29 protein-coding genes and 2 pseudogenes are annotated in these 25,428 nt (G+C 66.9%); 12 read left to right on the top strand and 19 right to left on the bottom strand.

The window, feature by feature from the left end; all coding sequences use genetic code 11:
* Positions 1-99: 99 nt before the first annotated feature.
* Positions 100-843: pseudogene (locus ACDP63_RS05550) on the bottom strand (Mrp/NBP35 family ATP-binding protein); the annotation flags it as partial.
* A gap of 13 nt (positions 844-856) precedes the next feature.
* A pseudogene (locus ACDP63_RS05545) lies at positions 857-1,363 on the bottom strand (P-loop NTPase); the annotation flags it as partial.
* 200 nt (positions 1,364-1,563) lie between these two features.
* Here ACDP63_RS05545 and ACDP63_RS05540 point away from each other — a divergent pair.
* From ACDP63_RS05540 to rlmJ, 3 genes are all read left to right on the top strand, one after another.
* Positions 1,564-1,686, top strand: a complete 123-nt coding sequence (locus ACDP63_RS05540) for a hypothetical protein (RefSeq protein ID WP_256233523.1) — start codon at positions 1,564-1,566, stop codon at positions 1,684-1,686.
* A 5-nt stretch (positions 1,687-1,691) separates the two neighbouring features.
* The gene (locus ACDP63_RS05535) at positions 1,692-1,922 is read left to right on the top strand and encodes a DUF1127 domain-containing protein (protein WP_024842899.1); all 231 of its coding nucleotides are present in this window, start codon (positions 1,692-1,694) and stop codon (positions 1,920-1,922) included.
* Between the two features lie 639 nt (positions 1,923-2,561).
* Positions 2,562-3,329 (top strand): 23S rRNA (adenine(2030)-N(6))-methyltransferase RlmJ, encoded by a 768-nt coding sequence (rlmJ, locus tag ACDP63_RS05530; protein ID WP_028709913.1) that lies wholly within the window; start codon positions 2,562-2,564, stop codon positions 3,327-3,329.
* On the opposite strand, the gene ACDP63_RS05525 is transcribed toward rlmJ, so the two are convergent.
* The 4 genes from ACDP63_RS05525 to gatC are packed head-to-tail and all read right to left on the bottom strand — an operon-like array spanning position 3,326 to position 6,391.
* Positions 3,326-4,036: an N-acetylmuramoyl-L-alanine amidase gene (locus ACDP63_RS05525; RefSeq protein WP_231486595.1), complete on the bottom strand. Its 711-nt coding sequence runs from the start codon at positions 4,034-4,036 to the stop codon at positions 3,326-3,328. The two genes, rlmJ and ACDP63_RS05525, sit on opposite strands and share 4 nt — an antisense overlap.
* Positions 4,033-4,605, bottom strand: a complete 573-nt coding sequence (locus tag ACDP63_RS05520; protein ID WP_231486607.1) for a hypothetical protein — start codon at positions 4,603-4,605, stop codon at positions 4,033-4,035. Before ACDP63_RS05520 ends, ACDP63_RS05525 begins: the two co-directional genes overlap by 4 nt.
* Before the next feature lie 20 nt (positions 4,606-4,625).
* Positions 4,626-6,107, bottom strand: a complete 1,482-nt coding sequence (gatA, locus tag ACDP63_RS05515; RefSeq protein WP_024842901.1) for an Asp-tRNA(Asn)/Glu-tRNA(Gln) amidotransferase subunit GatA — start codon at positions 6,105-6,107, stop codon at positions 4,626-4,628.
* Positions 6,104-6,391 carry an Asp-tRNA(Asn)/Glu-tRNA(Gln) amidotransferase subunit GatC gene (gene gatC, locus ACDP63_RS05510; protein WP_024842902.1) on the bottom strand — a complete coding sequence of 96 codons (288 nt, stop codon included), beginning with the start codon at positions 6,389-6,391 and terminating at the stop codon, positions 6,104-6,106. The genes gatA and gatC overlap by 4 nt, the downstream gene beginning before the upstream one ends.
* Before the next feature lie 131 nt (positions 6,392-6,522).
* Here gatC and ACDP63_RS05505 point away from each other — a divergent pair, with 131 nt between their 5' ends.
* Positions 6,523-7,215 (top strand): metal-dependent hydrolase, encoded by a 693-nt coding sequence (locus ACDP63_RS05505; RefSeq protein ID WP_024842903.1) that lies wholly within the window; start codon positions 6,523-6,525, stop codon positions 7,213-7,215.
* 7 nt (positions 7,216-7,222) lie between these two features.
* Here ACDP63_RS05505 and ACDP63_RS05500 read toward each other — a convergent pair whose 3' ends face one another.
* The 13 genes from ACDP63_RS05500 to ACDP63_RS05440 all read right to left on the bottom strand — a co-directional run bounded on the left by ACDP63_RS05500 (position 7,223) and on the right by ACDP63_RS05440 (position 16,521).
* A complete protein-coding gene (locus ACDP63_RS05500; protein WP_024842904.1) occupies positions 7,223-8,056 on the bottom strand; it encodes an urea carboxylase-associated family protein in 834 nt (277 codons plus the stop codon).
* Positions 8,057-8,280: 224 nt separating this feature from the next.
* On the bottom strand, positions 8,281-8,442 hold the full coding sequence (locus ACDP63_RS05495) for a hypothetical protein (protein ID WP_155984333.1): 162 nt from the start codon (positions 8,440-8,442) through the stop codon (positions 8,281-8,283).
* Between the two features lie 131 nt (positions 8,443-8,573).
* Entirely contained in the window at positions 8,574-9,353 is a 780-nt protein-coding gene (locus ACDP63_RS05490; RefSeq protein ID WP_024842905.1) for a succinate dehydrogenase iron-sulfur subunit, read from the bottom strand.
* 70 nt (positions 9,354-9,423) lie between these two features.
* A complete protein-coding gene (locus ACDP63_RS05485) occupies positions 9,424-9,750 on the bottom strand; it encodes a hypothetical protein (protein WP_028709912.1) in 327 nt (108 codons plus the stop codon).
* Positions 9,750-10,103, bottom strand: a complete 354-nt coding sequence (locus ACDP63_RS05480) for a hypothetical protein (RefSeq protein WP_024842907.1) — start codon at positions 10,101-10,103, stop codon at positions 9,750-9,752. Before ACDP63_RS05480 ends, ACDP63_RS05485 begins: the two co-directional genes overlap by 1 nt.
* Positions 10,103-11,905, bottom strand: a complete 1,803-nt coding sequence (gene sdhA / locus ACDP63_RS05475; RefSeq protein WP_024842908.1) for a succinate dehydrogenase flavoprotein subunit — start codon at positions 11,903-11,905, stop codon at positions 10,103-10,105. Before sdhA ends, ACDP63_RS05480 begins: the two co-directional genes overlap by 1 nt.
* A 9-nt stretch (positions 11,906-11,914) precedes the next feature.
* A complete protein-coding gene (sdhD, locus tag ACDP63_RS05470) occupies positions 11,915-12,304 on the bottom strand; it encodes a succinate dehydrogenase, hydrophobic membrane anchor protein (protein ID WP_011746913.1) in 390 nt (129 codons plus the stop codon).
* A 16-nt stretch (positions 12,305-12,320) separates the two neighbouring features.
* Entirely contained in the window at positions 12,321-12,713 is a 393-nt protein-coding gene (gene sdhC / locus ACDP63_RS05465; protein ID WP_024842909.1) for a succinate dehydrogenase, cytochrome b556 subunit, read from the bottom strand.
* A 313-nt stretch (positions 12,714-13,026) separates the two neighbouring features.
* Positions 13,027-14,061, bottom strand: coding sequence for a MaoC family dehydratase (locus tag ACDP63_RS05460; protein WP_024842910.1), 1,035 nt, complete (start codon positions 14,059-14,061; stop codon positions 13,027-13,029).
* A 9-nt stretch (positions 14,062-14,070) separates the two neighbouring features.
* Positions 14,071-14,277, bottom strand: coding sequence for a DUF1737 domain-containing protein (locus ACDP63_RS05455; RefSeq protein ID WP_024842911.1), 207 nt, complete (start codon positions 14,275-14,277; stop codon positions 14,071-14,073).
* A 1-nt stretch (position 14,278) separates the two neighbouring features.
* Positions 14,279-14,821 (bottom strand): NnrU family protein, encoded by a 543-nt coding sequence (locus tag ACDP63_RS05450; RefSeq protein WP_024842912.1) that lies wholly within the window; start codon positions 14,819-14,821, stop codon positions 14,279-14,281.
* Positions 14,822-14,866: 45 nt separating this feature from the next.
* Complete coding sequence (locus tag ACDP63_RS05445) at positions 14,867-15,706, bottom strand: HpcH/HpaI aldolase/citrate lyase family protein (protein WP_024842913.1); 840 nt, start codon at positions 15,704-15,706, stop codon at positions 14,867-14,869.
* A gap of 80 nt (positions 15,707-15,786) precedes the next feature.
* Positions 15,787-16,521, bottom strand: coding sequence for a sulfite exporter TauE/SafE family protein (locus tag ACDP63_RS05440; protein WP_028709911.1), 735 nt, complete (start codon positions 16,519-16,521; stop codon positions 15,787-15,789).
* Between the two features lie 184 nt (positions 16,522-16,705).
* Here ACDP63_RS05440 and mdh point away from each other — a divergent pair, with 184 nt between their 5' ends.
* The 8 genes from mdh to ACDP63_RS05400 all read left to right on the top strand — a co-directional run bounded on the left by mdh (position 16,706) and on the right by ACDP63_RS05400 (position 25,428).
* Complete coding sequence (mdh, locus tag ACDP63_RS05435) at positions 16,706-17,668, top strand: malate dehydrogenase (protein WP_024842915.1); 963 nt, start codon at positions 16,706-16,708, stop codon at positions 17,666-17,668.
* A gap of 214 nt (positions 17,669-17,882) precedes the next feature.
* Positions 17,883-18,062, top strand: a complete 180-nt coding sequence (locus ACDP63_RS05430; RefSeq protein WP_024842916.1) for a PBECR2 nuclease fold domain-containing protein — start codon at positions 17,883-17,885, stop codon at positions 18,060-18,062.
* A gap of 182 nt (positions 18,063-18,244) precedes the next feature.
* Positions 18,245-18,568 (top strand): phage virion morphogenesis protein, encoded by a 324-nt coding sequence (locus tag ACDP63_RS05425; RefSeq protein WP_081750455.1) that lies wholly within the window; start codon positions 18,245-18,247, stop codon positions 18,566-18,568.
* A gap of 111 nt (positions 18,569-18,679) precedes the next feature.
* Entirely contained in the window at positions 18,680-19,873 is a 1,194-nt protein-coding gene (gene sucC, locus ACDP63_RS05420) for an ADP-forming succinate--CoA ligase subunit beta (protein WP_024842917.1), read from the top strand.
* Between the two features lie 5 nt (positions 19,874-19,878).
* Positions 19,879-20,205 carry a hypothetical protein gene (locus tag ACDP63_RS05415; protein WP_028709910.1) on the top strand — a complete coding sequence of 109 codons (327 nt, stop codon included), beginning with the start codon at positions 19,879-19,881 and terminating at the stop codon, positions 20,203-20,205.
* A 10-nt stretch (positions 20,206-20,215) separates the two neighbouring features.
* The gene (gene sucD, locus ACDP63_RS05410; protein WP_024842919.1) at positions 20,216-21,100 is read left to right on the top strand and encodes a succinate--CoA ligase subunit alpha; all 885 of its coding nucleotides are present in this window, start codon (positions 20,216-20,218) and stop codon (positions 21,098-21,100) included.
* A 176-nt stretch (positions 21,101-21,276) separates the two neighbouring features.
* Positions 21,277-22,440, top strand: coding sequence for a glycosyltransferase family 2 protein (locus ACDP63_RS05405; protein ID WP_024842920.1), 1,164 nt, complete (start codon positions 21,277-21,279; stop codon positions 22,438-22,440).
* 21 nt (positions 22,441-22,461) lie between these two features.
* The gene (locus tag ACDP63_RS05400; protein WP_024842921.1) at positions 22,462-25,428 is read left to right on the top strand and encodes a 2-oxoglutarate dehydrogenase E1 component; all 2,967 of its coding nucleotides are present in this window, start codon (positions 22,462-22,464) and stop codon (positions 25,426-25,428) included.

Genomic DNA, 25,428 nt, shown 5'->3' with positions numbered 1-25,428 from the left:
CACAAGCACTCACGCCGCGGTGATTCGGAATCCGGGACCCATTCCCATGTTTTCCCGGACCCGTTCCCGTGATTTCCCGAACGGGTCCGAAAGGCCGGGTCAGGCCATGCCGCCGGCGATCAGGCGCTCGGCCAGCCGGGCGAAGGATTGCGCCGCCGGGCCGTCACCGGCCGCGATCGGCGTGCCGGCATCGCCCGCAAGCCGCAGGTCGAGGTTCAGCGGGATCTCGCCCAGGAAGGGCAGCCCCAGCGCCGCCGCCTCGGCAGCGACGCCGCCATGGCCGAACAGATGCGCCTCATGGCCGCAATTCGGGCAGATATAGGTGGACATGTTCTCGACCAGCCCCAGCACCGGGGTCTGGAGCTTGCCGAACATGTCGATGGCGCGACGGGCGTCGATCAGCGCCACGTCCTGCGGGGTCGAGACGATGATCGCCCCGCTGACCTGCGCCTTCTGGCACAAGGACAGCTGCACGTCGCCAGTGCCGGGCGGCAGGTCGACCAGCAGCACGTCCAGCTCGCCCCATTTCACCTGGTTCAGCATCTGCTGCAGCGCGCCCATCAGCATCGGGCCGCGCCAGACCACGGCCTCGCCTTCCTTCATCATCAGGCCCAGCGACATGACGGTCACGCCATGGGCGTGCAGCGGCTCGATCATCTGGCCGTCGCTGGTCGGGCGCTGCCCGGTCAGGCCCAGCATCCGCGGCTGCGAGGGGCCGTAGATATCCGCATCCAGCAGCCCGACCCGCCGCCCCTTGCGCGCCAGCGCCACCGCCAGGTTCGAGGTCAGCGTGGATTTCCCGACCCCGCCCTTGCCCGAGCCGATGGCCAGGATCCGTGCCACNGGTCAGGCCCAGCATCCGCGGCTGCGAGGGGCCGTAGATATCCGCATCCAGCAGCCCGACCCGCCGCCCCTTGCGCGCCAGCGCCACCGCCAGGTTCGAGGTCAGCGTGGATTTCCCGACCCCGCCCTTGCCCGAGCCGATGGCCAGGATCCGTGCCACGCCGCTGACCGGGGCCGGCCCCGCCTGGGGCGTCGGGTGGCGGCCGATCTTGAGACTGGGCGGCGCCTCGCCGCCCGAGCGCGCCGCAACCTGCGGCGCCGCGCCGCGCGGTGCGGCGGGGGCGGTGGTGACGATCTGCACCTTCTCGACCCCCGGCAGGGCGGAAAGCCGGCGCTGCGCCTCGGCCTCGACCGGGGCCAGCGCGCGGGCGGAACCGGCATCCGCCGCCTCGATGACGAATCGCACCACGCCCGATTCGACGTTGAGCGCACGCACCAGATCGGCAGAAACCAGGTTGCCGCCGCCCGGAACCGCGATCTGGGCAAGTTCCGCAAGCACACGTTCCCGTGAGATGGTCATGGCTACCCCCGCATCAAAGCGCCCGCAGCATCGCAATTCGCGCGGGGATGGGCAAGCCGGGCTTGCGGGCTGATAACGCTAACCCCCTGTGACCCCGCGTAAAATACGACCGATCCGCTAGAGAAACTTGATCGAGCTTGTAAAAGGCCTGAAAAATTCACGGATTATTAACGAGTTGACCCCGAAGCCCAGAAACAGCCATGCCGATTCTGCATAGCAGCATCTCGCCCGCAGCCATTGTGCAGATGCAGAAAAGGGCCCATGTTCGTCTCAACAGCGCGACAGGGAAAACCGACCGCGCCATCCGCAAGACGAAAGAGTGAATGAAATGGCTGTTCTCGATCTGATCCATGGCGGTATGCACCGCAACGACATCGCCGGCAACGGCGCGATCGCGAAATTCGTGGCCAATCTGCGTGACCACATGGCCCGCCGGGCGGTCTATCGCCAGACCCTGCGCGAACTGGGCGAGCTGTCCAACCGCGAACTGGCCGATCTGGGGCTGAGCCGCAGCAATATCCGCAGCGTGGCTTACGAAGCCGCCTGGGGCACGAAGTAAGCGAATAGAACACCCGACCCACTCCTCCTCCCTTGGGTCCGGGTTCAGGCGGCATCCTCCCTCCTCCTCCCTGAGGATGCCGCCGCCAGATACGGTGAAGCCTCTCCTCCTCCCTGGGCTTCACGGTGCAGGCGGCTCCCCCTCCTCCCTGGGGATGCCGCCAAGAATGCCGCCGCAAGGCGGAACGGAATGCGACGGTCCTCTCCTCCTCCCTGGGACCGTCAGCACGCGGTAATGGCCTCCTCCCCCCCGCCATTGCCGCACCCTATACGGCGAGACCCCTCCTCCTCCCTGGGTCTCGCGGTCCGGCGGCAGCCTCTCTCCTCCTCCCGGAGGCGCCGCCAAACCGACACGGCGAAGCCCCCTCCTCCCTGGGCTTCCCGTTCTGCGCGGCGCCCTCCCCTCCTCCTCCCTGGAGGGCGCCGCCAAAACACCGCCGCAAGGCGGAACGGAATGCGACGGTCCTCTCCTCCTCCCTGGGACCGGCAGCACGCGGTAATGGCCTCCTCCTCCCTGCCATTGCCGCGCCCCATACGCGGCCCCTCCTCCTCCCTGGGCCAGCGTTGCGCGGCGGTGCCCCCTCCTCCTCCCTGGGCACCGCCGCTTTTCATTTCCGGGCCATCGGGTTAATCGCGGGACATGTTGTCCTATCAGCACGCCTATCACGCCGGAAACCTGGCCGACCTGCACAAGCACGCGCTGCTGGCCTGGATGCTGGCCTATCTGACCGCCAAGCCCAAGCCGCTGAGCTATCTGGAAACCCATGCCGGGCGCGGGCTCTACGACCTGGCAGCACCCGAGGCCGAAAAGACCGGCGAGGCAGCGGCGGGCATCACCCGCGCCCTGTCCGAGGATTGGCTGGCCGCGGATCACCCGCTGCGCCTTGCCCTGGACGCGGTGCGTGCCCGCCATGGCGCCACGGCCTATCCCGGCTCGCCGCTGATCGCGCGGCATTTCCTGCGGCCGGGCGACGTGGCGCATCTGGCCGAGCTGCACCCGGCCGAACACGCGGCCCTGGCCGAGGTCGCGGGCTTTGCGCATCTGCACCGGCAGGACGGGTTCCAGATGGCGCAGGCGATCTGCCCGCCCATGCCGCGGCGCGGGTTGCTGCTGATCGACCCGAGCTATGAGGTCAAGGCCGATTACGACGCCATCCCGCGCCATGTCGCCCAGCTGGCGCGCAAGTGGAATGTCGGCGTGATCGCGCTGTGGTATCCGATCCTGGCCGATCTCCGCCATGCGCCCATGGTCGAGGCGCTGCGCCGCAACCATCCCGAGGCGCTGCTGTCCGAGCTGCGGTTCCCGCCGGCACGGCCGGGCCATGGCATGATCGGCTCGGGCATGGTGGTGCTGAACCCGCCTTACGGCCTGGCCGAGGAGGCCCGGCGGATCGAGGCGCTGTTCTAGGGCCGTGAAGGGGGGACTTCGCGTCCCCCGCCCGCCGCAGACGCGGCGGCCTCCCCCTGCGGGATATTTGGACAAGGAAGAAGCCAGGAACAGGCCAGCGCCGCGGCCATGCGCCGGTCGGTTTCGTCCTCGGGGCCGTCGGCCCAGGGGCGGAAACGCAGGCGGAAGGCGGCAAGCCGCGCCGGTTCGTCCGGATAGCCGATGCGGGACAGGCTCTCGGCCAAGGACAGGTCGGCGCCCGATCCATCCGGCCAGACCGCCAACCCCTGCAAGGCCAGCCGGCGCCAGTCGAAGCGCGGGCCGGGGTCGATCTTGCGCCCCGGCGCCATGTCGGAATGGGCGATCACGCCCTCGGGCCCGATGGACCAGCGCGCCATGATGGCGCCCAGCAGCCTCTCCAGCGCCGCCATCTGCGGCTCGGGAAAGGGACGGTCGCCGGGATTGACCAGCTCGATGCCGATGCTGCGCGAATTGACGTCCTCGCGCCCCTGCCAGGAGCCGGCGCCCGCGTGCCAGGCGCGGCGATCCTCGGGGACGAGCGCCTCGGTCGTCCCGTCCTCATGGACCAGCCAATGCGCGCTGACCTCGGCCTCGGGGTCGCAGAGCCGGGCGCGGGCCGAAGGCCCGTCCGCCATGCCGGTATAATGGAGCACGACCAGCGAGGGCCGCTGCCCGCGCCGGTCGCCGTGATTGGGCGAAGGGCTCAAAGCCCGGATTGGCGCAGCGGGCGCGGATCCCAGCCGCAAACGAAACCGTCGCCGTCAGGATCCAGCCCGCGCGGGTCGATCACCGGCCCCCCCGCCGCGAGGAAGGCGCTTTGCGCCACGTCGGCGCTGGCATAGCTGCGGCAGGCCCGCGCCGCCGCCGATTCGGAACTGCCGCTGCGCTGGTATTTGCGCGTGCCCGGCGCCTGGCTTTCCTGCTGCGCATAACGCACCAGCGAGGGCGTCGCGGCCTGAGCCGCCGCCGGTGCCCCAGCCGGCGGAGACGCTGTGGCGGGGGCAGGCACGGGACGGGCGGCAGCCGAAGCGCGCGGCTTGGCTGCCGTCCCGGCGATCTGGGCCGCGGTGGGCGCCTGCGCCGGCAAGGCGATCGGGATCACCTTGGGCACCGGACCCTTGCCATGCAGCGCGACCTCGCGCGCCTGCAGGTATTCCGCATAGGGCGAACCATTGTGCATGGCGCTGTAATTCGGGTTCCAGCCCGTATTCTCGCCGCAGCCGGCCAGGGCAAGAACGGGGCCAAGCAGGGCCAGGATCGCCAGGTTCCGCATCATTCTCTCCGGTTTGAGGCCGCTCACCACCAGCGCGAGGGCTTCGCCGCAAATCCTGCCGCAGATTCGAGGCCCTGCGCAAGGTTCAAGAGCCCGCCTTCGTCCCAGGGCCGGCCAATCAGCTGCATTCCCAGCGGCAGGCCCTGCCGGTCCAGCCCCACCGGCACCGAAATCCCCGGCAGTCCGGCCAGGTTCACCGTGACGGTAAAGACGTCGTTGAGATACATCTCGACCGGATCCTTGCCCGACATCTCGCCCAGGCCAAAGGCGGCGCTGGGGGTGGCGGGCGTCAGGATCGCGTCGATGCCATCGGCAAAGACCTGGTCGAAGTCGCGCTTGATCAGCGCGCGGACCTTGCGGGCGCGGTTGTAATAGGCGTCGTAGAAGCCCGCCGACAGCACATAGGTGCCGATCATCACCCGGCGCTGCACCTCGGGGCCGAAGCCCTCGGCGCGGGTCTTTTCATACATCTCGACCACGCCGTCGCCGGCGCCCAGCTTCGCGCGGCGGCCATAGCGCACCCCGTCATAGCGCGCGAGGTTCGACGAGGCCTCGGCCGGCGCGATGACGTAATAGGCCGGCAGCGCGTATTTCGTATGCGGCAGGGTGATGTCCACCACCTCGGCGCCGGCATCGCGCAGCATCTCGGCCGCCTGGTGCCAGAGCGCGTCGATCTCGTCCGACATGCCTTCCATGCGGTATTCGCGCGGAATGCCGATGCGACGCCCGCGGATGTCGCCGGTCAGCGCCGCCTCGTAATCCGGCACCGGGCGCTCGGCACTGGTCGAGTCCTTGGCATCGACCGAGGCCATGGCGCCCAGCATGATCGCCGCGTCGCGCACCGATTTCGTCATCGGCCCGGCCTGGTCCAGCGAGCTGGCAAAGGCGATGACGCCCCAGCGGCTGACCCGGCCATAGGTCGGCTTCAGCCCCACCGTGCCGGTGAAGGCCGCCGGCTGGCGGATCGAGCCGCCGGTATCGGTGCCGGTCGCGGCCAGGCACAGGTCCGCCGCCACCGCCGCCGCCGAACCGCCCGAGGAACCGCCCGGCGTCAGCTGCCGGTCGTCGACCTTCCACGGGTTGACCACCGGGCCGTAGCAGGCACTCTCGTTGGAAGAGCCCATGGCGAATTCGTCCATGCTGAGCTTGCCCAGCATGACCGCGCCGGCATCCCACAGGTTCTGCGTCACCGTCGATTCATATTGCGGCAGGAAGCCTTCCAGGATCCGGCTCGCAGCCTGCGACGGCACGTCGCGGGTGCAGAACAGATCCTTGATGCCCAGCGGGATGCCGCACATGGCGGGCGCGTCGCCCGCGGCGATGCGCTTGTCGGCCGCCGCTGCCATTTCGCGGGCCTTTTCCGGGGTCTTGTGAGAATAGGCGTTCAGCGCGCCGGCGGCGTCGATGGCGCCCAGGCAGGCCTCGGTCAGCTCGGTGCTGGTGAAATCGCCTTTGCGCAGCCCGTCGCGGGCCTCGGCGATGGTCAATTTGTTCAGGTCGCTCATTCCACCACCTTCGGCACGGCAAAGAAGCCCTCGCGCGCATCGGGCGCGTTCTTCAGGATCAGATCCTGCATCTCGCCATCGGTAACGATGTCCTCGCGCCGCTTGAGCCGCATCGGCTCGACCCCGGTCATCGGCTCGACGCCTTCGACATCGACTTCGTTCAGCTGTTCCATGAAATGCAGGATGCCGTTCAGCTCCTGCGCCAGCGCGGGCAGGTCGGCGTCCTTGACCGCAATCCGCGCCAGATGCGCGACCTTGCGGGCTTCGTCCTCGGTGATCGCCATGGGAGGCTCCTTTCGCTTGCGCCGGGTTTTACCGGGGCGGCCGGGGCGGGGCAAGCACTCGCGCAGGCAGAACTTTACGCCCGCCGCCCGGCTTGGCAGGATGCGGCGACGCAAGAAAAAGGAGCCCTCCCATGAAACTGACCTGGCTTGGCCATTCCGGCTTCCGGCTGGAGATAGAACAGGCGGTAATCCTGATCGACCCCTGGCTGTCCGGCAATCCGATGTTCCCCGAGGGCAGCCGCGACCAGGCGATCCGCGGCGCCACCCATATCCTGCTGACCCATGGCCATGGCGACCATACCGGCGACACGCTGTCGATCGCGCGCGAGCTGAAGATCCCGGTCGTCGGCATCTACGACCTGATCAACACCTGGCAGACGCATCAGGACATCGAGGGCATCGGCTTCAACAAGGGCGGCACCGTCGATCTGGGCGGCGCCAAGGTGACGATGGTCAATGCCAGCCATTCCTCGTCCTTCGACGGCAACGAGGGACCGGTCTATGCCGGGCACGAGTCGGGCTACATGATCGCCGGCGAAGGCCATGTGATCTATGTCTCGGGCGATACCGACATCATGGCCGACATGGCGTGGATGGGCGAATATCACCGGCCCGATATCGGCATCCTCTGCGCCGGCGGGCATTTCACCATGGACATGGACCGGGCGGCCTGGGCGGCGCGGAAGTATTTCGACTTCAAGACCGTGATCCCCTGCCATTACAAGACCTTCCCGCTGCTGGCGCAGGATGCCGAGGCGCTGAAGGCCGGCCTGCCGGGCGTGCAGGTGATCGAACCCGAGGTGATGCGGCCGATCTCGCTCTAGCCCGCCCTCAGGGCCAGCGATAGGTGCTGGGTTCCGGTTCTGCCCGCCCCGCAAGCCGGGCCGGCGCGAAGATCTCGACCAGCAGCGGATGACAGGCGGCGGCGTCGCTGGAATGCTCGCTGCCGCAATCGCCGCCCGGACAGGCCGAAAGTCCGCCGATCAGGTCGATCTCGGCGAAGAACTCGATGTGGTCGCCCGGACGCACCGGGCTTGCCTTCATGAAATACTGGCCGGTGTCGCGGGTGAAGCCGGTGCACATGAAGACGTTCAGCACGTCATGCACCAGGGGCTCGGCCTCCTGGCGCGAAAGGCCCAGCTCGGCCATCAGCGCATTGACCAGGTTGGAATGGCAGCAATGGTGGTAGTCCTGCCCGTTCAGCAGGCGATGGGTATAGGGATCGCAGCGCGTGCCGATCACATCATGGACCGAGGCGCCGTATTCGTCGATCCCATACCATTCCAGCGTATCCTCGACCACCGTGGCCATCGGGCGCAGATGCGGAAAGCTGGACCACATGCGATGGCCGCGCGTCAGATGCGTGCCATGCAGGGCACGGGTCTTGCCGGAATAGAACCGCTCACGCGGATCGGCGGCGGACCACAGATTCAGATCGCCGACCTGCGGCCCCTCGACGCTGGTGATGCGAAAGAAATGCCCGGCCGGGACGTGAAAGCAACGCGCCTCGCGCGGGGGCACCAGGCATTCGCCGGATTTGCGCGCCGTCAGCCGCAGCGCCTGCAAACCGGACAGGTTCGGATCGGGCAGCGTCTCGTTCGGATAGCAGATGACCGGGCGGACAGCCCGGCGTTCGGCAGCGTCTTCGGGAATGATGCAGGTCATGGGGCGATGCTATGCGCGCGGCCGTGGCATCGCAAGCCGCTCTCATCCCGCCTCTCCGCCCTGCCGCATGGGTATTTGGAGAACAGAGAAGCTGGAGATGTGGCCTGGCTTCTCTGTTCTCCAAATACCCAAGAAAGCGCGCAGCAAACGCCTTGCGGGAATGACAAAAGCGCGGCCGGGAAGCCGCGCTGGAAGGCCCGCGCGAGCGGGCAAGGCGCCGCGCTTCAGGCGGCTTGGCGAATGTCGGCTTCCATCGGCATCGGATCGAAGCTGAAATAGCCGTACATCTGCTCCAGCACGGCCAGGGCCACGCGGTCTGCCGACTTGGCCGGCTTCAGCACGGTCAGGTTGGCACTGGGTTTTTGGGTCTCGGCAAGGGTTTTCATCCGAAGGTCTCCGGGTCGAAGTGATGCTCTTCCCCGCCGGAAAAGATAATGCCGCGCCGCAGAAAAATCTACCTCTGCGACGCGGCGTCAAACGGCATATCACGGCATACCGGCCATGACGGCCGTGCAAATCAGACGATCCGGTCCACCATCATGTGCTTGATCGAGGCGATGGCCCTGGCCGGGTTCAACCCTTTGGGGCAGGTGTTGGTACAGTTCATGATCGTGTGGCAGCGATATAGCTTGAACGGATCCTCAAGCGCATCCAGCCGCTCGCCCGTGGCCTCGTCGCGCGAATCGATGATCCAGCGATAGGCATGCAGCAGGGCCGCCGGGCCCAGGTAGCGGTCGCCGTTCCACCAGTAGCTCGGGCAGGCGGTCGAGCAGCTGGCGCACATCACGCATTCATAGAGGCCGTCCAGCTTCTTGCGGTCCTCGATCGACTGGCGCCATTCCTTGTCGGGGGTCGGCGTCTCGGTGATCAGGTAGGGCTGGACCGAGGCGTGCTGGGCGTAGAAATGCGTCAGGTCGGGCACCAGATCCTTGACCACCGGCATATGCGGCAGCGGATAGATGTTCACGTCCCCCTTGATCTCGTCCATGCCGAAGATGCAGGCCAGATGGTTGCCGCCGTCGATGTTCATCGCGCAGGAGCCGCAGATCCCCTCGCGACAGGAACGGCGGAAGGTCAGCGTCGGGTCGATCTCGTTCTTGATCTTGATCAGCGCGTCCAGCACCATCGGGCCGCATTTGTCCATGTCGACGAAATAGGTGTCGATGCGCGGGTTCTCGCCGGTATCGGGATCCCAGCGATAGATGTTGAAGCGGCGGACGTTCGTCGCGCCTTCGGGTTTCGGCCAGGTCTTGCCGACCCGCATGCGGCTGTTCTTGGGAAGGGTAAGTTGGACCATTGGGTAACTCCTGGTGGTCAGGCCGTCATCTTGCGATCAGGCCGTCATGCGGTGGCTTGGGCGGAGGGCGTCAATGCACCCCCCAGCCCGGCTGTTGGTAAAGCGGCCGCGTCGGCATCTGTCCCGAGCGGTTGAGGACGCAGCGGTCGAAGACCTGGGACGGGTCGCGCCCGAGGCTCTGGTCCGAGGACAGGTCCACGCTGACGAAACCGCCGCGATAGCCGCCCGAGCCGACCCCCAGCCCGACCTGGGTCCGCGGCGACCGCGCATCCAGCGCCTGGACCATGCAGACGCGCTCGGCCTCGGCGACCGGGATCCGCACCGGCGCGGGCGCGCAGGCCGCCAGCCCCAGCAGAACCGGGGCAAGGCCGGGGCCAATCGCGCCGCGCCAGGCCATCAGGCGGCCCGCTTGGCCGCCGCCGCGGCGCCGGCGATGCATTGCGTGGTCGCCGGGCGGCCGACGATGGCGGCCACCGCATCCCCTGCCCCGGCCGCGCCGGCCTCGGCGATGCTGGCCAGTTCGGCGCTGGTGGCGTTCTGCATCACGCAATCGGTATAGGGCGCGACATTGGCGCCGGGCAGGCGCCGCGCCATCTCGCGGTTGACGACGACGCGCGCCGAGGAACGGATCGCCGCATCCGGCGCGGGGGCCGCGACCGGCGGCAGCGGCGCCGGCGCCATGCCGGGGTTCTGCACCACGCAGCCGGAAAGAGCCAGCGCAGCGGCGGTCAGGATCAGGGGAAGACGCATCAGTAAACCCTCGCTTTGGGTGCGATCTTTTTCAGGTCGATCCCGCCTTCCTCTTGCGTGGTCAGAGGCTCGAGGTGCACGGGCCGATAGGCCAGTTTAACATCGTTGCCTTCGATCCACGCAAGCGAGTGCTTGCGCCAGTTGGCATCATCCCGCTCGGGGTAGTCTTCATGGGCATGGGCGCCGCGGCTTTCCTTGCGCGCCTCGGCGCCGACGATGGTGGCCAGCGCGTTGGGCATCAGGTTGGTCAGCTCCAGCGTCTCCATCAGGTCGCTGTTCCAGATGAGGCTGCGGTCGGTGACCTTCAGGTCGTCCATCTTGGCCGCGATCACCTTCATCTTCTCGACGCCCTCGGCCAGGGTCTTGTCGGTGCGGAACACCGCGGCATCGGCCTGCATGGTGCGCTGCATCTCAAGCCGCAGCTCGGCCGTCGGCACCGAGCCGTTGGCGTTGCGGATGCGGTCGAAGCGGTCCAGCGCCTTGTCCACCTGTTCCTTGTTGGTGCTGGGGATCGCCGCCTTGCGATCGATCACCTGCCCGGCGCGGATCGCCGCGGCGCGGCCGAAGACCACCAGGTCGATCAGCGAGTTCGAGCCCAGCCGGTTCGCGCCATGGACCGAGGCGCAGCCGGCCTCGCCCACCGCCATCAGGCCGGGGAAGACCTGGTCCGGGCTTTCGACGGTCGGGTTCAGCACCTCGCCCCAATAGTTCGTGGGGATGCCGCCCATGTTGTAATGCACCGTCGGCAGGATCGGGATCGGCTCGCGCGTCACATCGACGCCGGCAAAGATCTTGGCCGATTCCGAGATGCCCGGCAGCCGCTCGGCCAGGCTTTCCGGCGGCAGGTGCATCAGGTTCAGATGCATGTGGTCCTTGTTGGGACCGACGCCGCGACCCTCGCGGATCTCGATGGTGATGCAGCGCGAGACCACGTCGCGGCTGGCCAGATCCTTGTAGGTCGGTGCGTAACGCTCCATGAAGCGTTCGCCCTCGCTGTTGGTCAGGTAGCCGCCCTCGCCGCGCGCGCCCTCGGTGATCAGGCAGCCCGAGCCGTAGATGCCGGTCGGATGGAACTGCACGAATTCCATGTCCTGAAGCGGCAGGCCGGCGCGCGCCACCATGCCGCCGCCGTCGCCGGTGCAGGTATGGGCCGAGGTGGCGCTGAAATAGGCCCGACCATAGCCGCCGGTCGCCAGCACCACCATCTTGGCGTTGAAGACATGGATGGTGCCGTCGTCCAGCTTCCAGCACACCACGCCGGTGCAGGCGCCGTCGGTGATGATCAGGTCGAGGGCGAAATATTCGATGAAGAACTCGGCCTTTTCCTTCAGCGACTGGCCATAGAGCGTGTGCAGGATGGCATGGCCGGTGCGGTCGGCGGCGGCGCAGGTGCGCTGCACCGGCGGGCCTTCGCCGAACTCGGTGGTGTGGCCGCCGAAGGGGCGCTGGTAGATCTTGCCCTCCTCGGTGCGCGAGAAGGGCACGCCGTAATGCTCCAGCTCGTAAACCGCCTTGGGGGCCTCGCGCGCCAGGTATTCCATGGCGTCGGTATCGCCCAGCCAGTCCGAACCCTTGACGGTGTCATACATGTGCCACTGCCAGTTGTCGGGGCCCATGTTCGACAGCGAGGCGGCGATGCCGCCCTGTGCCGCGACCGTATGCGAGCGGGTCGGAAAGACCTTGGTCACGCAGGCGGTGCGCAGGCCCTGCTCGGCCATGCCCAGCGTCGCGCGCAGGCCCGCGCCACCGGCACCGACGACCACGACATCATATTCGTGCGTTTCGTATTTGTAAGCAGCCATGGCGGAACCTCAGAGGACGACGATCGCGCCAAGGCCCATCCGGGCCAGCGCATAGACAGCGGCGGCGATCACCGCCCAGCCGAAGATGACGGAAAAGATGATGGCCGCCTTGCGGGTGCCACCCTGGAAATAGTCGTCGATCATGATCCGCGTGCCCTTGATGAAGTGGACCATGCCCACGATCACGAACAAAGCGGTGATGAGCGCCGGGAAGGGGCGGCCGAAATAGGCCAGCAGTTGTTCCTGCGACAGGCCGATGGCGCGGGCCACGACGATCATGAACAGCGGCGTCAGCACGGTCAGCGCCACGGCACTGACGGTCATGGCCCAGTGGTGCTGGGTGCCTTCGTGGGCCGAGCCCAGGCCTTCGGCGGCTTTGCGGGGGGTGATGTAACGCATGATCCCTGCCCTTTCCTCAGAACACGAAAAAGACGATCAGCGTCAGCACGGCCAAGACGACCGAGCCCGCGATCAGCGCCTGGCTGGACTTCCGCGCTTCCTCGATCTCCAGGCCGTAGCCGGCGTCATAGGCCAGGTGGCGCAGCCCGGCGAGCAGGTGATACCACAGCGCCCACATCGAGCCGGTCAGGATGATGAAGCCGAGCCAGGACCGCACCACCCAGTCGGCCACCGCGAAGGCGCCGGGCGAGGTGACAGCGGCAACGAGCCACCAGGTGATCAGCACGATCCCTGCGACCAGGGCGTGGCCGGTGATGCGGGTCATGATCGAAGTGATTGCGGCAAGTGGCAGGCGATAGACCTGCAGATGCGGTGACAGTGGCCGGTTGCCCCGGTTGACGTCAGCCATGATGCGCTCTCCTGCGTTCAGGCCCCGCACGCTACGGCTGGCGGCGAGGGCTGGCCGAAATTGGGTTTGCTTTTAGCCGTCTTGTCGCATCTGTCACGGGTGGATGCCAGACGTAAGGCGGATAAGCGACAGATTTTCCGAGTTTGTGATCACGCAAACACCGGCTGTGATCACGGGCGGGCTCCGGCCGGTTCGAATGATTGCGGTATCAGGGCGGACTCGCCGGTTTTCCCCGGATAACCGAGGGATTTGGTCATGTTCAACCCCGGCGCAGCCGCGATTCGCGAGCCGGCCGCGCCGGGGCGCAAGGCGGTCATTTCGGCATCAGGGCCCAGTAATCCAGGTCCAGCAGCACCTGCGGGGCATATTTTCCGTCCTCGCCGCGCAGGGCGTGATCACCGGCCGCGCCCTTGTGCGCCACCAGCCGCAGCCGGATCGCGCCGACGCCCGGCGCATGGGTGTCGGCCTTGTCCAGCACCTCGGACCAAGCGCGGATCGTGTCGCCGGCAAAGCAGGGGTTGGCATGGGCCCCGCCGTTCAGCGCCACGATCATCTGCGCATTGGCCAGCCCGTTGAAGCTGAGCGCGCGGGCCATGCTGATGACATGGCCGCCATAGATCAGCCGCCGGCCATCCTCGCGGAAGGTAGCGTCGAAATGCACCTTGGCGGTGTTCTGCCACAGCCGGGTGGCCAGCATGTGCTCGGCCTCCTCGACGGTGACGCCGTCGACATGGTCGATGACCTCGCCGATCTGGTAGTCGCCCCAGCGATGCGGCTCGCCGGCCAGGCCGAAATCGTATTGCGCGAAATCCAGCCCCTCGGGCAGCACCAGGTCGGCGGGCGCCACCGATTTCGCCAGCTCCGGCACCACCGGCTCGGGCGCCGGCGCCGCGGCATCGCCCTTGCGCACCATGACCCAGCGCACATAATCCAGCACCACCTCGTCCAGCTGGTTCAGCCCGCGGGTGCGGACCCAGACCACGCCGGACTTGCCGTTCGAGTTCTCCCTGAGCCCGATCACCTCGGATTCGGCGCGCAGCGTGTCGCCCGGCCAGACCGGCTTCAGCCAGCGCCCCTCGGCATAGCCCAGGTTCGCCACCGCGTTCAGGCTGATGTCGGGAACCGACTTGCCGAAGACGATGTGAAAGGCGATCAGGTCGTCCAGCGGGCTGCCCTCCAGCCCCGAGGCCGCCGCGAACTCGTCCGAGGAATAAAGTGCGTGCCGCGCCGGGTAGAGCGCGTGGTAAAGCGCACGCTCGCCCTCGGCCACGGTGCGCGGCACGGCGTGGCGGATCACCTGGCCGACGCGGTAATCCTCGAAGAAGCGGCCGGGATTGGTCTTGCTCATAGTGGTTCCCTATTGCTGGCCCAGTTTCATGTCCGGGTGGTAATCGGCCTCGATCTCCTTGGTGACGGCCTGGGCACAGCGCATCACGCCGCGCGCCGCGTCGAAGGCATAGGCGGGGTCGCCATGCAGCGCCCAGCCTTTCGACAGCGCCTCGCTGACCTTGTGGCAGAAGGCCGAGGTGTCGTCCTCGGTCAGCAGGCGATAGATCTTCGGCATGTCAGCCTCCAAAGGGGTTGTAGCCCAACCAGGCGTGGATCAGCGCCACGACCCCGAACAGCACGACGGCGCCGACCGCGGCCATCGCCTCCTTGCGGACCGGGAAGGGCCCGGCGGGCGGGGTCCAGCCCGGCTCGGCGCGGTTGATTACCGCCATTTCGGCCAGCGCCCAAAGCAGCAGCCCGCCGAACAGCACGAAGCTGGGCAGGTCGCCATTCGGCAAGAGATGCGCAAAGGCCCAGAGCGCAAAGCCGGTCAGCTGCGGGTGGCGAAGATGGCGGGCCAGGCGGGTCTTCATGCCGGCAACGGCGAAAAGGTAAAAGGCCAGCAGCACCAGCAGGTTGTTGACGCCCTTCAGGGCGGCCGTCGCGCCCCACCAATAGGGGCCGTCCGCCATGCGATAGCCGATCACCATCAGCACCACCGAGACCGCCAGCGCCCCCGCCACGCCACCCCGGCCCAGCCGGTCGCGCAGCCCCGGTGCCAGCCGCTTGAGAAGATGCGCCGCCCACCACAACGCCACGCCAAGGATCAGGATGAACATCTGGCTTTGTCCTTTTGCTGGATGTTAACGGCGCTTACTTTGCCATCACCCCGCCAGCTCGGCAATCGCCGCGGCCTTGGCCAGGGTGGCGCGGGCGGTCTCGACATGCAGGTTCTCGACGATCCGGCCGTCCACCACCGCGACGCCCTTGCCCTGGGCCTGCGCCTCGTCGAAGGCCTCGATCTGGCGGCGGGCCAGATCGACCTCGGCCTCGGACGGTGCAAAGACCTCGTTGGCGATGGCCAATTGCGCCGGGTGGATCAGGGTCTTGCCGTCGAAGCCCATGTCGCGGCCCTGCTCGCATTCGGCACGCAAGCCCTCCTCGTCCTTGAAGGCGTTGAAGACGCCGTCCACGATCACCCGGCCATGCGCCCGCGCCGCCAAGAGGCACAGGCCCAGCCCGGCCATCATCGGCAGCCGGTCGGCGCGGAAGCGGCTGTTCAGCTCCTTGGCCAAGTCGTTGGTGCCCATCACCATGCCCTTCAGGCGCGGATGGGCGGCGATCTCGGCGGCGTTCAGCATGCCCTCGGCCGTCTCCATCATCGCCCAGAGCGGCGTGTCGGGCACCAGCGCCGCCACGCGGTCCAGGTCGGCACCGCGGCTGACCTTGGGCACCAGCACCGCATCGGCGCCAGAGGCAAAGGCGCGGGCATCGCCCTCGCCCCATTCGGTGTCCATGCCGTTGATGCGCACGATCCGCACCCGGCCGCCGTAATCGGCCTGCAACGCCTTGGCCAGCAAGTCCCGCGCCGCCACCTTTTCCGCCGGCGCCACCGCGTCCTCGAGGTCGAAGATGATCGCATCGGCGGTCAGCGCCTGGGCCTTTTCCATGGCCCGCGCATTGGCGGCCGGAATATAGAGGACGGAACGATAGGGACGGGTCATCGGGGCCTCGCGTAATAATCTTGCGCGAACCTGCCCGGAAAAGAAGCGAATCGCAAGCGCCGATTTGCCGCACTGCGGCGTCAAATCCCGTCCCAGATCAGCTTGGCCGAAACCAGCATCAGTGCCCAGGTGATGAAGCCATAGAAGATTCGCGGCGACATTCGCCGCACCAGCCACAGCCCGGCCAGAACGCCCAGCACGCCTGGCACCATCAGCACGGCGGCCACCGACAGGTTATGCGCGGAAAGCTGGCCCAGCAGGGCATAGGGAATCAGCTTCACCGCATTGCAGATGGCAAAGAAGATCGTCGTGGTGCCGGCATAGGTCATCGGCGTCATGCGCAGCGGCTGGGCATAGACCTGATAGGGCGCCGCCCCGGAATGCGACACGAAGCTGGTATAGCCCGAGATCGTGCCCCAGAAGCTGCCCGCCCCCCAGCGCGGCGGCCGGGCGCTGGCGCCGATCCGGCTGCGCAGCAGCGCGTTCAGCGCGAAAGCCATGCCGATCACGCCCACGATCAGCCCGACCTGGGCGTCATCGACGTGATGGGCGGTAGCCCAGCCCAGGGCGATGCCGGTGATCGCCCCCGGCACCAGCGTCCGCAGCACCCGCGGATCGAAATCGCGGCGAAAGGCGATCAGCCCGCCAATGTCCGAGACGATATAGACCGGCAGCAGGATGCCCGCTGCCTGCACCGGCGACATCACCAGCGCCAGCAGCGGCACCGATATGGTGCCGACCATGGACAGCCCTCCCTTGGCCAGCCCGATCGAAAAGGCGGCGATCACCGCCAGCACCCAGCCCAGCATCTCCATCGGCGCGCTCCGTTGTCACCGCCCCGGACTAATCCAGCGGCCGGACGGCGGCAATGCGGGGCGGCATTGTCCCGTTAGCGGTTGACATCGGCCGATTTCGCGTCCGACCCGCAGCCAAGGCTTGCGATTCTCATCCCGAGGGACTAGGCCACCGCGCGAACCATCATGGAAATCGGAGGTTAACATGGCCCGACCCAAGATCGCACTCATCGGTGCGGGACAGATCGGCGGCACGCTGGCGCATCTGGCCGCGATGAAGGAACTGGGCGACGTCGTCCTGTTCGACATCGCCGAGGGCACGCCCCAGGGCAAGGCGCTGGACATCGCGCAATCGGGCCCGTCCGAGGGTTTCGACGCCGTCATGAAGGGCGCCAACGATTACGCCGACATCGCCGGCGCCGATGTCTGCATCGTCACCGCCGGCGTGCCCCGCAAGCCGGGCATGAGCCGCGACGACCTGCTGGGCATCAACCTCAAGGTCATGAAATCGGTGGGCGAGGGCATCAAGCAGCACGCCCCGAACGCCTTCGTGATCTGCATCACCAACCCGCTGGACGCGATGGTCTGGGCGCTGCGCGAGTTCTCGGGCCTGCCGCATGAAAAGGTCGTCGGCATGGCCGGCGTGCTTGATTCGGCACGCTTCCGCCACTTCCTGTCGCTGGAATTCGGCGTCTCGATGCGCGACGTGACCGCCTTCGTGCTGGGCGGCCATGGCGACACCATGGTGCCGCTGACCCGCTATTCCACCGTCGCCGGCATCCCGCTGCCCGACCTGGTCAAGATGGGCTGGACCACCCAGGACAAGCTGGACGCCATCGTGCAGCGCACCCGCGACGGCGGCGCCGAGATCGTCGGCCTGCTGAAGACCGGCTCGGCCTTCTACGCACCGGCCACCTCGGCCATCGAGATGGCGGAAGCCTATCTCAAGGACCAGAAGCGCGTGCTGCCCTGCGCAGCCTATGTGAAGGGCGCCTACGGCCTGGACGGGCTTTATGTCGGCGTGCCGACCGTGATCGGCGCCGGCGGCATCGAGCGCGTCATCGACATCACCCTGGACAAGGACGAACAGGCGATGTTCGACAAGTCCGTGGATGCGGTCAAAGGGCTGGTCGCGGCCTGCAAGGGCATCGACGCCAGCCTGGCCTGATCGGCAAGGTCGCGCGAAACGAAAGGCCCCGCCGGCAACGGCGGGGCCTCTCTATTGGGGCATGTCTGTCAAGAACTCTGATGCTCAGGGTCCGCTTTGCGCGATTCAGCGGGACGAAGCGGTCATTCGCTCGATTGCAGAGCCATGAATCTTTTTATGCCGGGCGGCAAGGCCGGGCCGCCCAGGCGCGCGGGTCCAATCGGCCCTGGCCGCGTTGCTGCTGACGCACCGCTACATCCGCGTCGATCCCGACACGTCGCTCTTCACGATGTTCGAACTGTCGCGCAACCGCTGGCAAGGGGTCACGGGCTATGCGTCCTACAACCGCGCCAAGCCGGATTACCGACATATCGACAAGCAGAGGGTGGGCAAACTGCGCTGGAAACGAAAATAGCGGCCGGGGTGATCCGACCGCCGCACCTTCGACTTACCAGGACCAATCACCAGTCAGTCGTCTCCGGCAGCAGCAAATATAGGGCTGAATACAGGGTTTTTCAATGACAGGGATCAGCATCAACGTCCAGCTCGACGCGACCGAGGCACAGGACCGGCTGCACCAGTTGGTGAAGCTCATGGATTAGCGCCGTCCGTTCATCGCCGCCGTGGGCGAACAGCGAACAGCTGGTTCTTTCGGCTGGCCGCAACTTCAAGGCTCAGTCGGCGCCCGACGGTACGCCCTGGAAGCCGCTGGCGCCCGCGACCATCAAGGCGCGCGCCGGGCCGCCCACGCGCGCGGGTCCAATCGTCCAGCCCAGGCCCGCGGCATGGGATGATTCGATCCGTCGCACGACCCCGGCCGACCAGCCGCGGAACCACGCCCCACACCCCCTGCAAGCAGCGGATCCCCAAGGCGCCCAGGCCCTTGGCGCAGATTTGCGATCACAGCTCCGAAACCTGTGATCACAAAAGGCGGATTCCCGCGTGTTTTACGGATTTCGCCGATCATAGTGCTTTGGGCCGTGCGTGGAATGTGCCACAAGCCCCGCCAACCGACAACTGCGGGGGAAGACGATGAACATCCATGAATACCAGGCCAAGGCGTTGCTGCGCCAATACGGCGCGCCGGTCTCGGACGGGCGGGTGGTGATGAAGGCCGACGAGGCCAAGGCGGCGGCGGGGGAACTCGACGGGCCGCTCTGGGTCGTCAAGGCCCAGATCCATGCCGGCGGTCGTGGCAAGGGTCACTTCAAGGAAAAGGAAGCCGGTGAGAAGGGCGGCGTCCGCCTGGCCAAATCGGTGGAAGAGGCCGAGGAACTGACCCGCCAGATGCTGGGCCGCACCCTCGTCACCCACCAGACGGGCGAGACCGGCAAGCAGGTCAACCGCATCTATATCGAGGACGGCAGCGACATCGAGCGCGAGCTGTACCTGGCGCTGCTGGTCGATCGCGGCACCTCGCGCATCAGCTTCGTCGCCTCGACCGAGGGCGGCATGGACATCGAGGAAGTCGCGGCCTCGACCCCGGAAAAGATCGTCAGCTTCAGCGTCGATCCGGCCTCGGGGCTTTCGGATTTCCACGGCCGCCGCGTGGCCTTCGCCCTGGGCCTGACGGGCGCGCAGGTCAAGCAATGCGTGGCGCTGGTCAAGAACCTGTATCGCATGTTCATCGAGAAGGACATGGAGATGCTGGAGATCAACCCGCTGATCGTGATGAAGGACGGCAACCTCAAATGCCTCGACGCGAAGATGGGCTTCGACAATAACGCCCTCTATCGCCAGCCCGACGTGCTGGCGCTGCGCGACGAGACCGAGGAAGACCCCAAGGAACTGGCGGCGTCGAAATTCGACCTGAACTACATCGCGCTGGACGGCGAGATCGGCTGCATGGTCAACGGCGCCGGCCTGGCGATGGCGACGATGGACATCATCAAGCTGTTCGGCGCCGAGCCCGCGAACTTCCTGGACGTCGGCGGCGGCGCCACCAAGGAGAAAGTGACCGAGGCGTTCAAGATCATCACCTCGGACCCGAACGTCAAAGGCATCCTGGTCAACATCTTCGGCGGCATCATGCGCTGCGACATCATCGCGGAAGGCATCATCGCCGCGGTGAAGGAAGTCGGGCTGCAAGTCCCGCTGGTCGTGCGCCTGGAAGGCACCAATGTCGAGCTGGGCAAGCAGATCATCGGCGAATCGGGCCTGAACGTGATCGCGGCGGACGACCTGTCGGACGCGGCGCAGAAGATCGTGAAGGCGGTGAAGGGCTGACCACCATGGCCAAGGCGGTGGAAGGCAAAGCTGTCGAGATTACGGCTGGAAACGTGGATAACAATCATATCCCGGTCAGCCCAATCAGAGATTTGTTCCCCGCCGACTCGTTCGGCGGAGGAAACAAGTCGGAGGCAGGAAAGCCGATCACCGTCGAGCTCCATACGGTCGGCTCGTTCGAAACTGATATTGCAACGGGCAAATGGATTCTTCGCATCAGGGCAAAGGATGCCATTGGGACGTTCTATAAAAATATCAACGCGAAAGACGGAACGCGGCTCTTCTTCGAGAAGATCGGCCCGCGCGACTTTCGTGTTTCCGTAATCGCTTAAGGAGAGGCTAATGGCCGTTCTCGTCAACAAAGACACCAAAGTCATCTGCCAGGGGATCACCGGATCCCAGGGCACCTTCCACACCGAACAGGCGATCGCTTACGGCACGCAGATGGTCGGCGGCGTGACCCCCGGCAAGGGCGGCACGACGCATCTGGACCTGCCGGTCTTCAACTCGGTCCACGAGGCCGTGGCAAAAACCGGCGCCAATGCGACCGTGATCTATGTCCCGCCGCCCTTCGCGGCCGATTCGATCCTGGAAGCCATCGATGCCGAGATCCCGCTGATCGTCGCCATCACCGAGGGTATCCCGGTGCTCGACATGATGAAGGTCAAGCGCGCGCTGGAAGGCAGCAAGTCGCAGCTGATCGGCCCGAACTGCCCCGGCATCCTGACGCCGGGCGAGTGCAAGATCGGCATCATGCCGGGCTCGATCTTCTCGCGCGGATCGGTGGGCGTCGTGTCGCGCTCGGGCACGCTGACCTATGAGGCGGTCAAGCAGACCACCGATGTCGGCCTGGGCCAGTCCACCGCGGTCGGCATCGGCGGCGACCCGATCAAGGGCATGGAGCATATCGACGTGCTGCGCATGTTCCTGGACGACCCCGAGACCGAGTCGATCATCATGATCGGCGAGATCGGCGGTTCGGCCGAGGAAGAGGCGGCCGAGTTCCTGGCCGAGCAGAAGCGCAAGGGCAAGTGGAAGCCGACCGCCGGCTTCATCGCCGGGCGCACCGCGCCGAAGGGCCGCCGCATGGGCCATGCCGGCGCCATCGTCTCGGGCGGCAAGGGCGACGCGGAATCGAAGATCGAGGCCATGAAATCGGCCGGCATCGTCGTCGCCGACAGCCCCGCGGGCCTGGGCGAGGCGGTGCTGAAAGCACTCGGCCGGTAACAATGCCGCAAGGCTTTTGACTTGGGCGCGGCCCCTGCCTACCTTTACCGGGGGCCGCGCCAGACCTTACCAGCAGGTGCCAGATTGGACCGCCGTCGTCGCCAGATCGTCGCCAGAACCGCCGGGACAGCGCCCTGCCCGGCCCGCGGCCCTGCCCTGCCAAGCCGGGGCGCGGCATGATCCCGCAGCCCCCTCCGCCGGCGAAACGCCCCGCCTCGTCCGTGGCGGCGCAGGACTGGGCGCTTTGCGTTTCGACCTACCAGCGCGGCAAGCAGCTTTGCGACTGCGTGCGCGCCGCGCTCGCCTCGACCGAGCGGCCGGCCGAAATCGTCATCGTCGATGCCAGCGCCGACTGGGCGCAGAACCGCGAAAGGGTCGAGGCGGTAATCGCCGCGGCCGGCGGCTGTCCGCTGACCTATGTGCCGGCCCGGCGCAAATCGCTGACCGTGCAGCGCAACCAGGCCGTCGCGCTGGCGCGGGCCGACATCCTGTTCATGATCGATGACGACGCCTTGCTGCATCCCGATTGCGCCGGGCGGATCATGGCGCAATACCGCGCCGACACCCAGGGCCGCATCGTGGCGATCTCGGCCCGGAACACCGGCTCGGATGGCGTGACGGGCGGGGGTGAGAGCAAGCGCACCAACCCAGCCGCCAAGCTGGCCGCGGGCCGGTCAGGGCCGGTGCAGCGCAGCATCGACCTTGCCCTGCGCCACCTGCTGATGATTCCGGCCGAGCAGCGTTTCCTGGGCTATGATCGCCCCGAGCGGCGCTGGCAAGGCGATGCCACCCTGCCGCAGGGCTTGCTGCGCGTCGATTTCATCGTCGGCTTCGCCCTGACCCTGCGCCGCCACCTGGCGCTGCGCGAGCCCTTCGACGAAGGGCTGGTCGGCAGTTCCATCGCCGAGGATCTGGATGCCAGCTATCGCTTTGGCCGGCACGGGATGCTGGCCATCGCGCCCGATGCGCTGATCCACCACCTCGAGGCGGCTGCGGGCCGAGACCGGCGCCGGATCAGCGCCATGCTGGCCCTGCTCAACATCGCCTATTTCGTACGCCGCAATTCCGAACGGCAGGGGCGCGACCTGGCCCGCTATGGGCTGTGGTACCTGCGCATGGCGCTGGCCGAACTGCCCAAGGACATCGCCGGCGCCCGCTGGGATCTGCCGCAGTTCCGCGGCGCCCTGCTGGCCGGCCGCCACCTGCCCGCCTTGCTGCGCCAGCCGCGCGCCGGGCTGCCGGCATGGTATCAGGATCTTCAGACCAGGCTGATCACCGGGACCGCTCCCGGACATGGCCAGAACAATGCGACCGCCCCTGATCCGGGCGCGAACGGATAAGGACTTCCCGGAGGCAAGCCAATGAACGATCAATCCCCAAACTCGGCCTTCCACGATTCGAGCTTCCTGCAAGGCCATAACGCGGCCTATGTCGAGCAGCTTTACGGCCAGTGGGCCCAGAACCCGGCGGCGGTCGACCAGGCGTGGGACGCCTTCTTCCGCAGCCTGGGCGACGAGGAGGCCGTGGTCACCCGCGAGGCCAAGGGCGCCAGCTGGCAACGCGCCGACTGGCCGCCGCTGCCCGCGGACGACACCACCGCGGCGCTGACCGGCGAATGGCCGATGCTGCCCAAGGCCGAGGCCAAGGCGGCTCTGGACAAGATCGCCGCCAAGGCCGGCGAAAAGGGCGTGAACCTGACGGACGAGCAGCTCAAGCGCGCGGTTCTGGACAGCGTCCGCGCCATCATGCTGATCCGCGCCTTCCGCATCCGCGGCCACCTGCATGCCGACCTGGACCCGCTGGGCATGCGCGAGATCCCCGACCATGGCGAGCTGGACCCCAAGACCTATGGCTTCACCGAGGCCGACCTGGACCGGCCGATCTTCATCGACAACGTGCTTGGCCTGCAGATCGCCACGATCCGCCAGATCGTCGACCTGATGAGCCGCACCTATTGCGGCACCTTCGCGCTGCAATTCATGCACATCTCGAACCCCGAGGAAGCCGCCTGGCTCAAGGAGCGGATCGAGGGCTACGGCAAGGAGATCGCCTTCACCCGCGAAGGCCGCCGCGCCATCCTCAACAAGCTGGTCGAGGCCGAGGGCTTCGAGAAGTTCCTGCATGTGAAATACATGGGCACCAAGCGCTTCGGCCTTGACGGCGGCGAGGCGCTGATCCCGGCCATGGAGCAGATCATCAAGCGCGGCGGCGCGCTGGGGGTCAAGGACGTGGTGATCGGCATGCCGCATCGCGGCCGCCTGTCGGTCTTGGCCAATGTGATGGGCAAGCCCTATCGCGCCATCTTCCACGAATTCCAGGGCGGCAGCTACAAGCCCGACGACGTGGACGGCTCGGGCGACGTGAAATATCACCTCGGCGCCTCGTCGGACCGCACCTTCGACGACAACACCGTCCACCTGTCGCTGACCGCGAACCCCTCGCACCTGGAGGCGGTGAACCCGGTGGTGCTGGGCAAGGTGCGCGCCAAGCAGGACCAGCTGTCGGACCAGACCTATCGCACGGCGGTGCTGCCGATCCTGCTGCACGGCGACGCGGCCTTTGCCGGCCAGGGCATCGTCGCGGAATGCTTCCAGCTTTCCGGCATCAAGGGCCACCGCACCGGCGGTTGCATCCATATCGTGGTGAACAACCAGATCGGCTTCACCACCGCGCCGCATTTCAGCCGCACCTCGCCCTATCCGACCGACATCGCGCTGATGGTCGAGGCGCCGATCTTCCACGTCAACGGCGACGACCCCGAGGCCGTAGTCCATGCCGCCAAGGTCGCGACCGAGTTCCGGCAGAAATTCCACAAGGACGTGGTCATCGACATCTTCTGCTATCGCCGCTTCGGTCACAACGAAGGCGACGAGCCGATGTTCACCAACCCGGTGATGTACAAGAAGATCAAGGGCCACAAGACCACGCTGCAACGCTATACCGAGCGACTGGTCGCCGACGGCCTGGTCCCCGAGGGCGAGATCGAGGAGATGAAGGCCGCCTTCCAGGCCCATCTGAACGAGGAGTTCGAGGTCGGCAAGAACTTCAAGCCGAACAAGGCCGACTGGCTGGACGGCAAATGGTCGGGGCTCGAGGCCGAGCATGCCGAGGAGAACCTGGGCCAGACCGCCATCGCGCCCGAGACCATGGCCGAGATCGGCGGCGCGCTGACCCGCGTGCCCGAAGGGTTCGACCTGCACAAGACCGTCGGCCGCCTGCTGGAATCCAAGAAGCAGATGTTCGAGACCGGCAAGGGTTTCGACTGGGCGACCGGCGAGGCGCTGGCCTTCGGCTCGCTGCTGCTGGAAGGGCATCCGGTGCGCCTGGCCGGACAGGACTCGACCCGCGGCACCTTCTCGCAGCGCCATTCGGCCTTCATCGACCAGGCGACCGAGGAACGCTATTACCCGCTCAACCACATCCGCGGCGGGCAGGCGCGCTACGAGGTCATCGACTCGATGCTGTCGGAATATGCGGTGCTGGGCTTCGAATACGGCTATTCTCTGGCCGAGCCGAACAGCCTGGTCATGTGGGAGGCCCAGTTCGGCGATTTTGCCAACGGCGCCCAGATCATGTTCGACCAGTTCATCACCTCGGGCGAAAAGAAATGGCTGCGCATGTCGGGCCTCGTCATGCTGATGCCGCATGGCTACGAGGGCCAAGGCCCGGAACACAGCTCGGCCCGGCTGGAACGCTGGCTGCAGATGTGCGCCGAGGACAACTGGATCGTGGCGAACTGCACCACGCCGGCGAACTATTTCCACATCCTGCGCCGGCAGCTGAAGCGGCCCTTCCGCAAGCCGCTGGTGCTGATGACGCCGAAATCGTTGCTGCGTCACCCGCTGGCGCTGTCCACGGCGGACGAGTTCCTGGCCGGCTCGACCTTCAACCGCGTGCTGGTGGACGATGCCGACCGCGGCAAGTCCGAGTTCAAGCTGGCCCCGGACGACAAGATCCGCCGGGTGGTGATCTGCTCGGGCAAGGTCTATTACGATCTCTTGCAGGCCCGCGACGCCGCCGGGGCCGAGGATGTCTATATCCTGCGGCTCGAGCAGTTCTATCCCTTCCCGGCCCACAGCATGTCCAAGGAGCTGGAACGCTTCAAGGATGCCGAGATCGTCTGGTGCCAGGAAGAGCCCAAGAACCAGGGCGGCTGGACCTTCGTCGAGCCCAATATCGAATGGGTGCTGTCGCGCATCGGCGCCAAGCATGGCCGTCCGCGCTATGTCGGCCGCCATGCAGCGGCCTCGCCGGCCACCGGGCTTGCCTCGCGCCACAAGGCCGAGCAGGAGGCCCTGGTCCACGAAGCCATCACCATCGGGGCCTGA

This window comes from Paracoccus sp. P2, assembly GCF_046335115.1.
Classification (GTDB): Bacteria; Pseudomonadota; Alphaproteobacteria; order Rhodobacterales; family Rhodobacteraceae; genus Paracoccus; species Paracoccus pantotrophus.
This window is presented reverse-complemented; position numbering and strand designations above follow the sequence as displayed.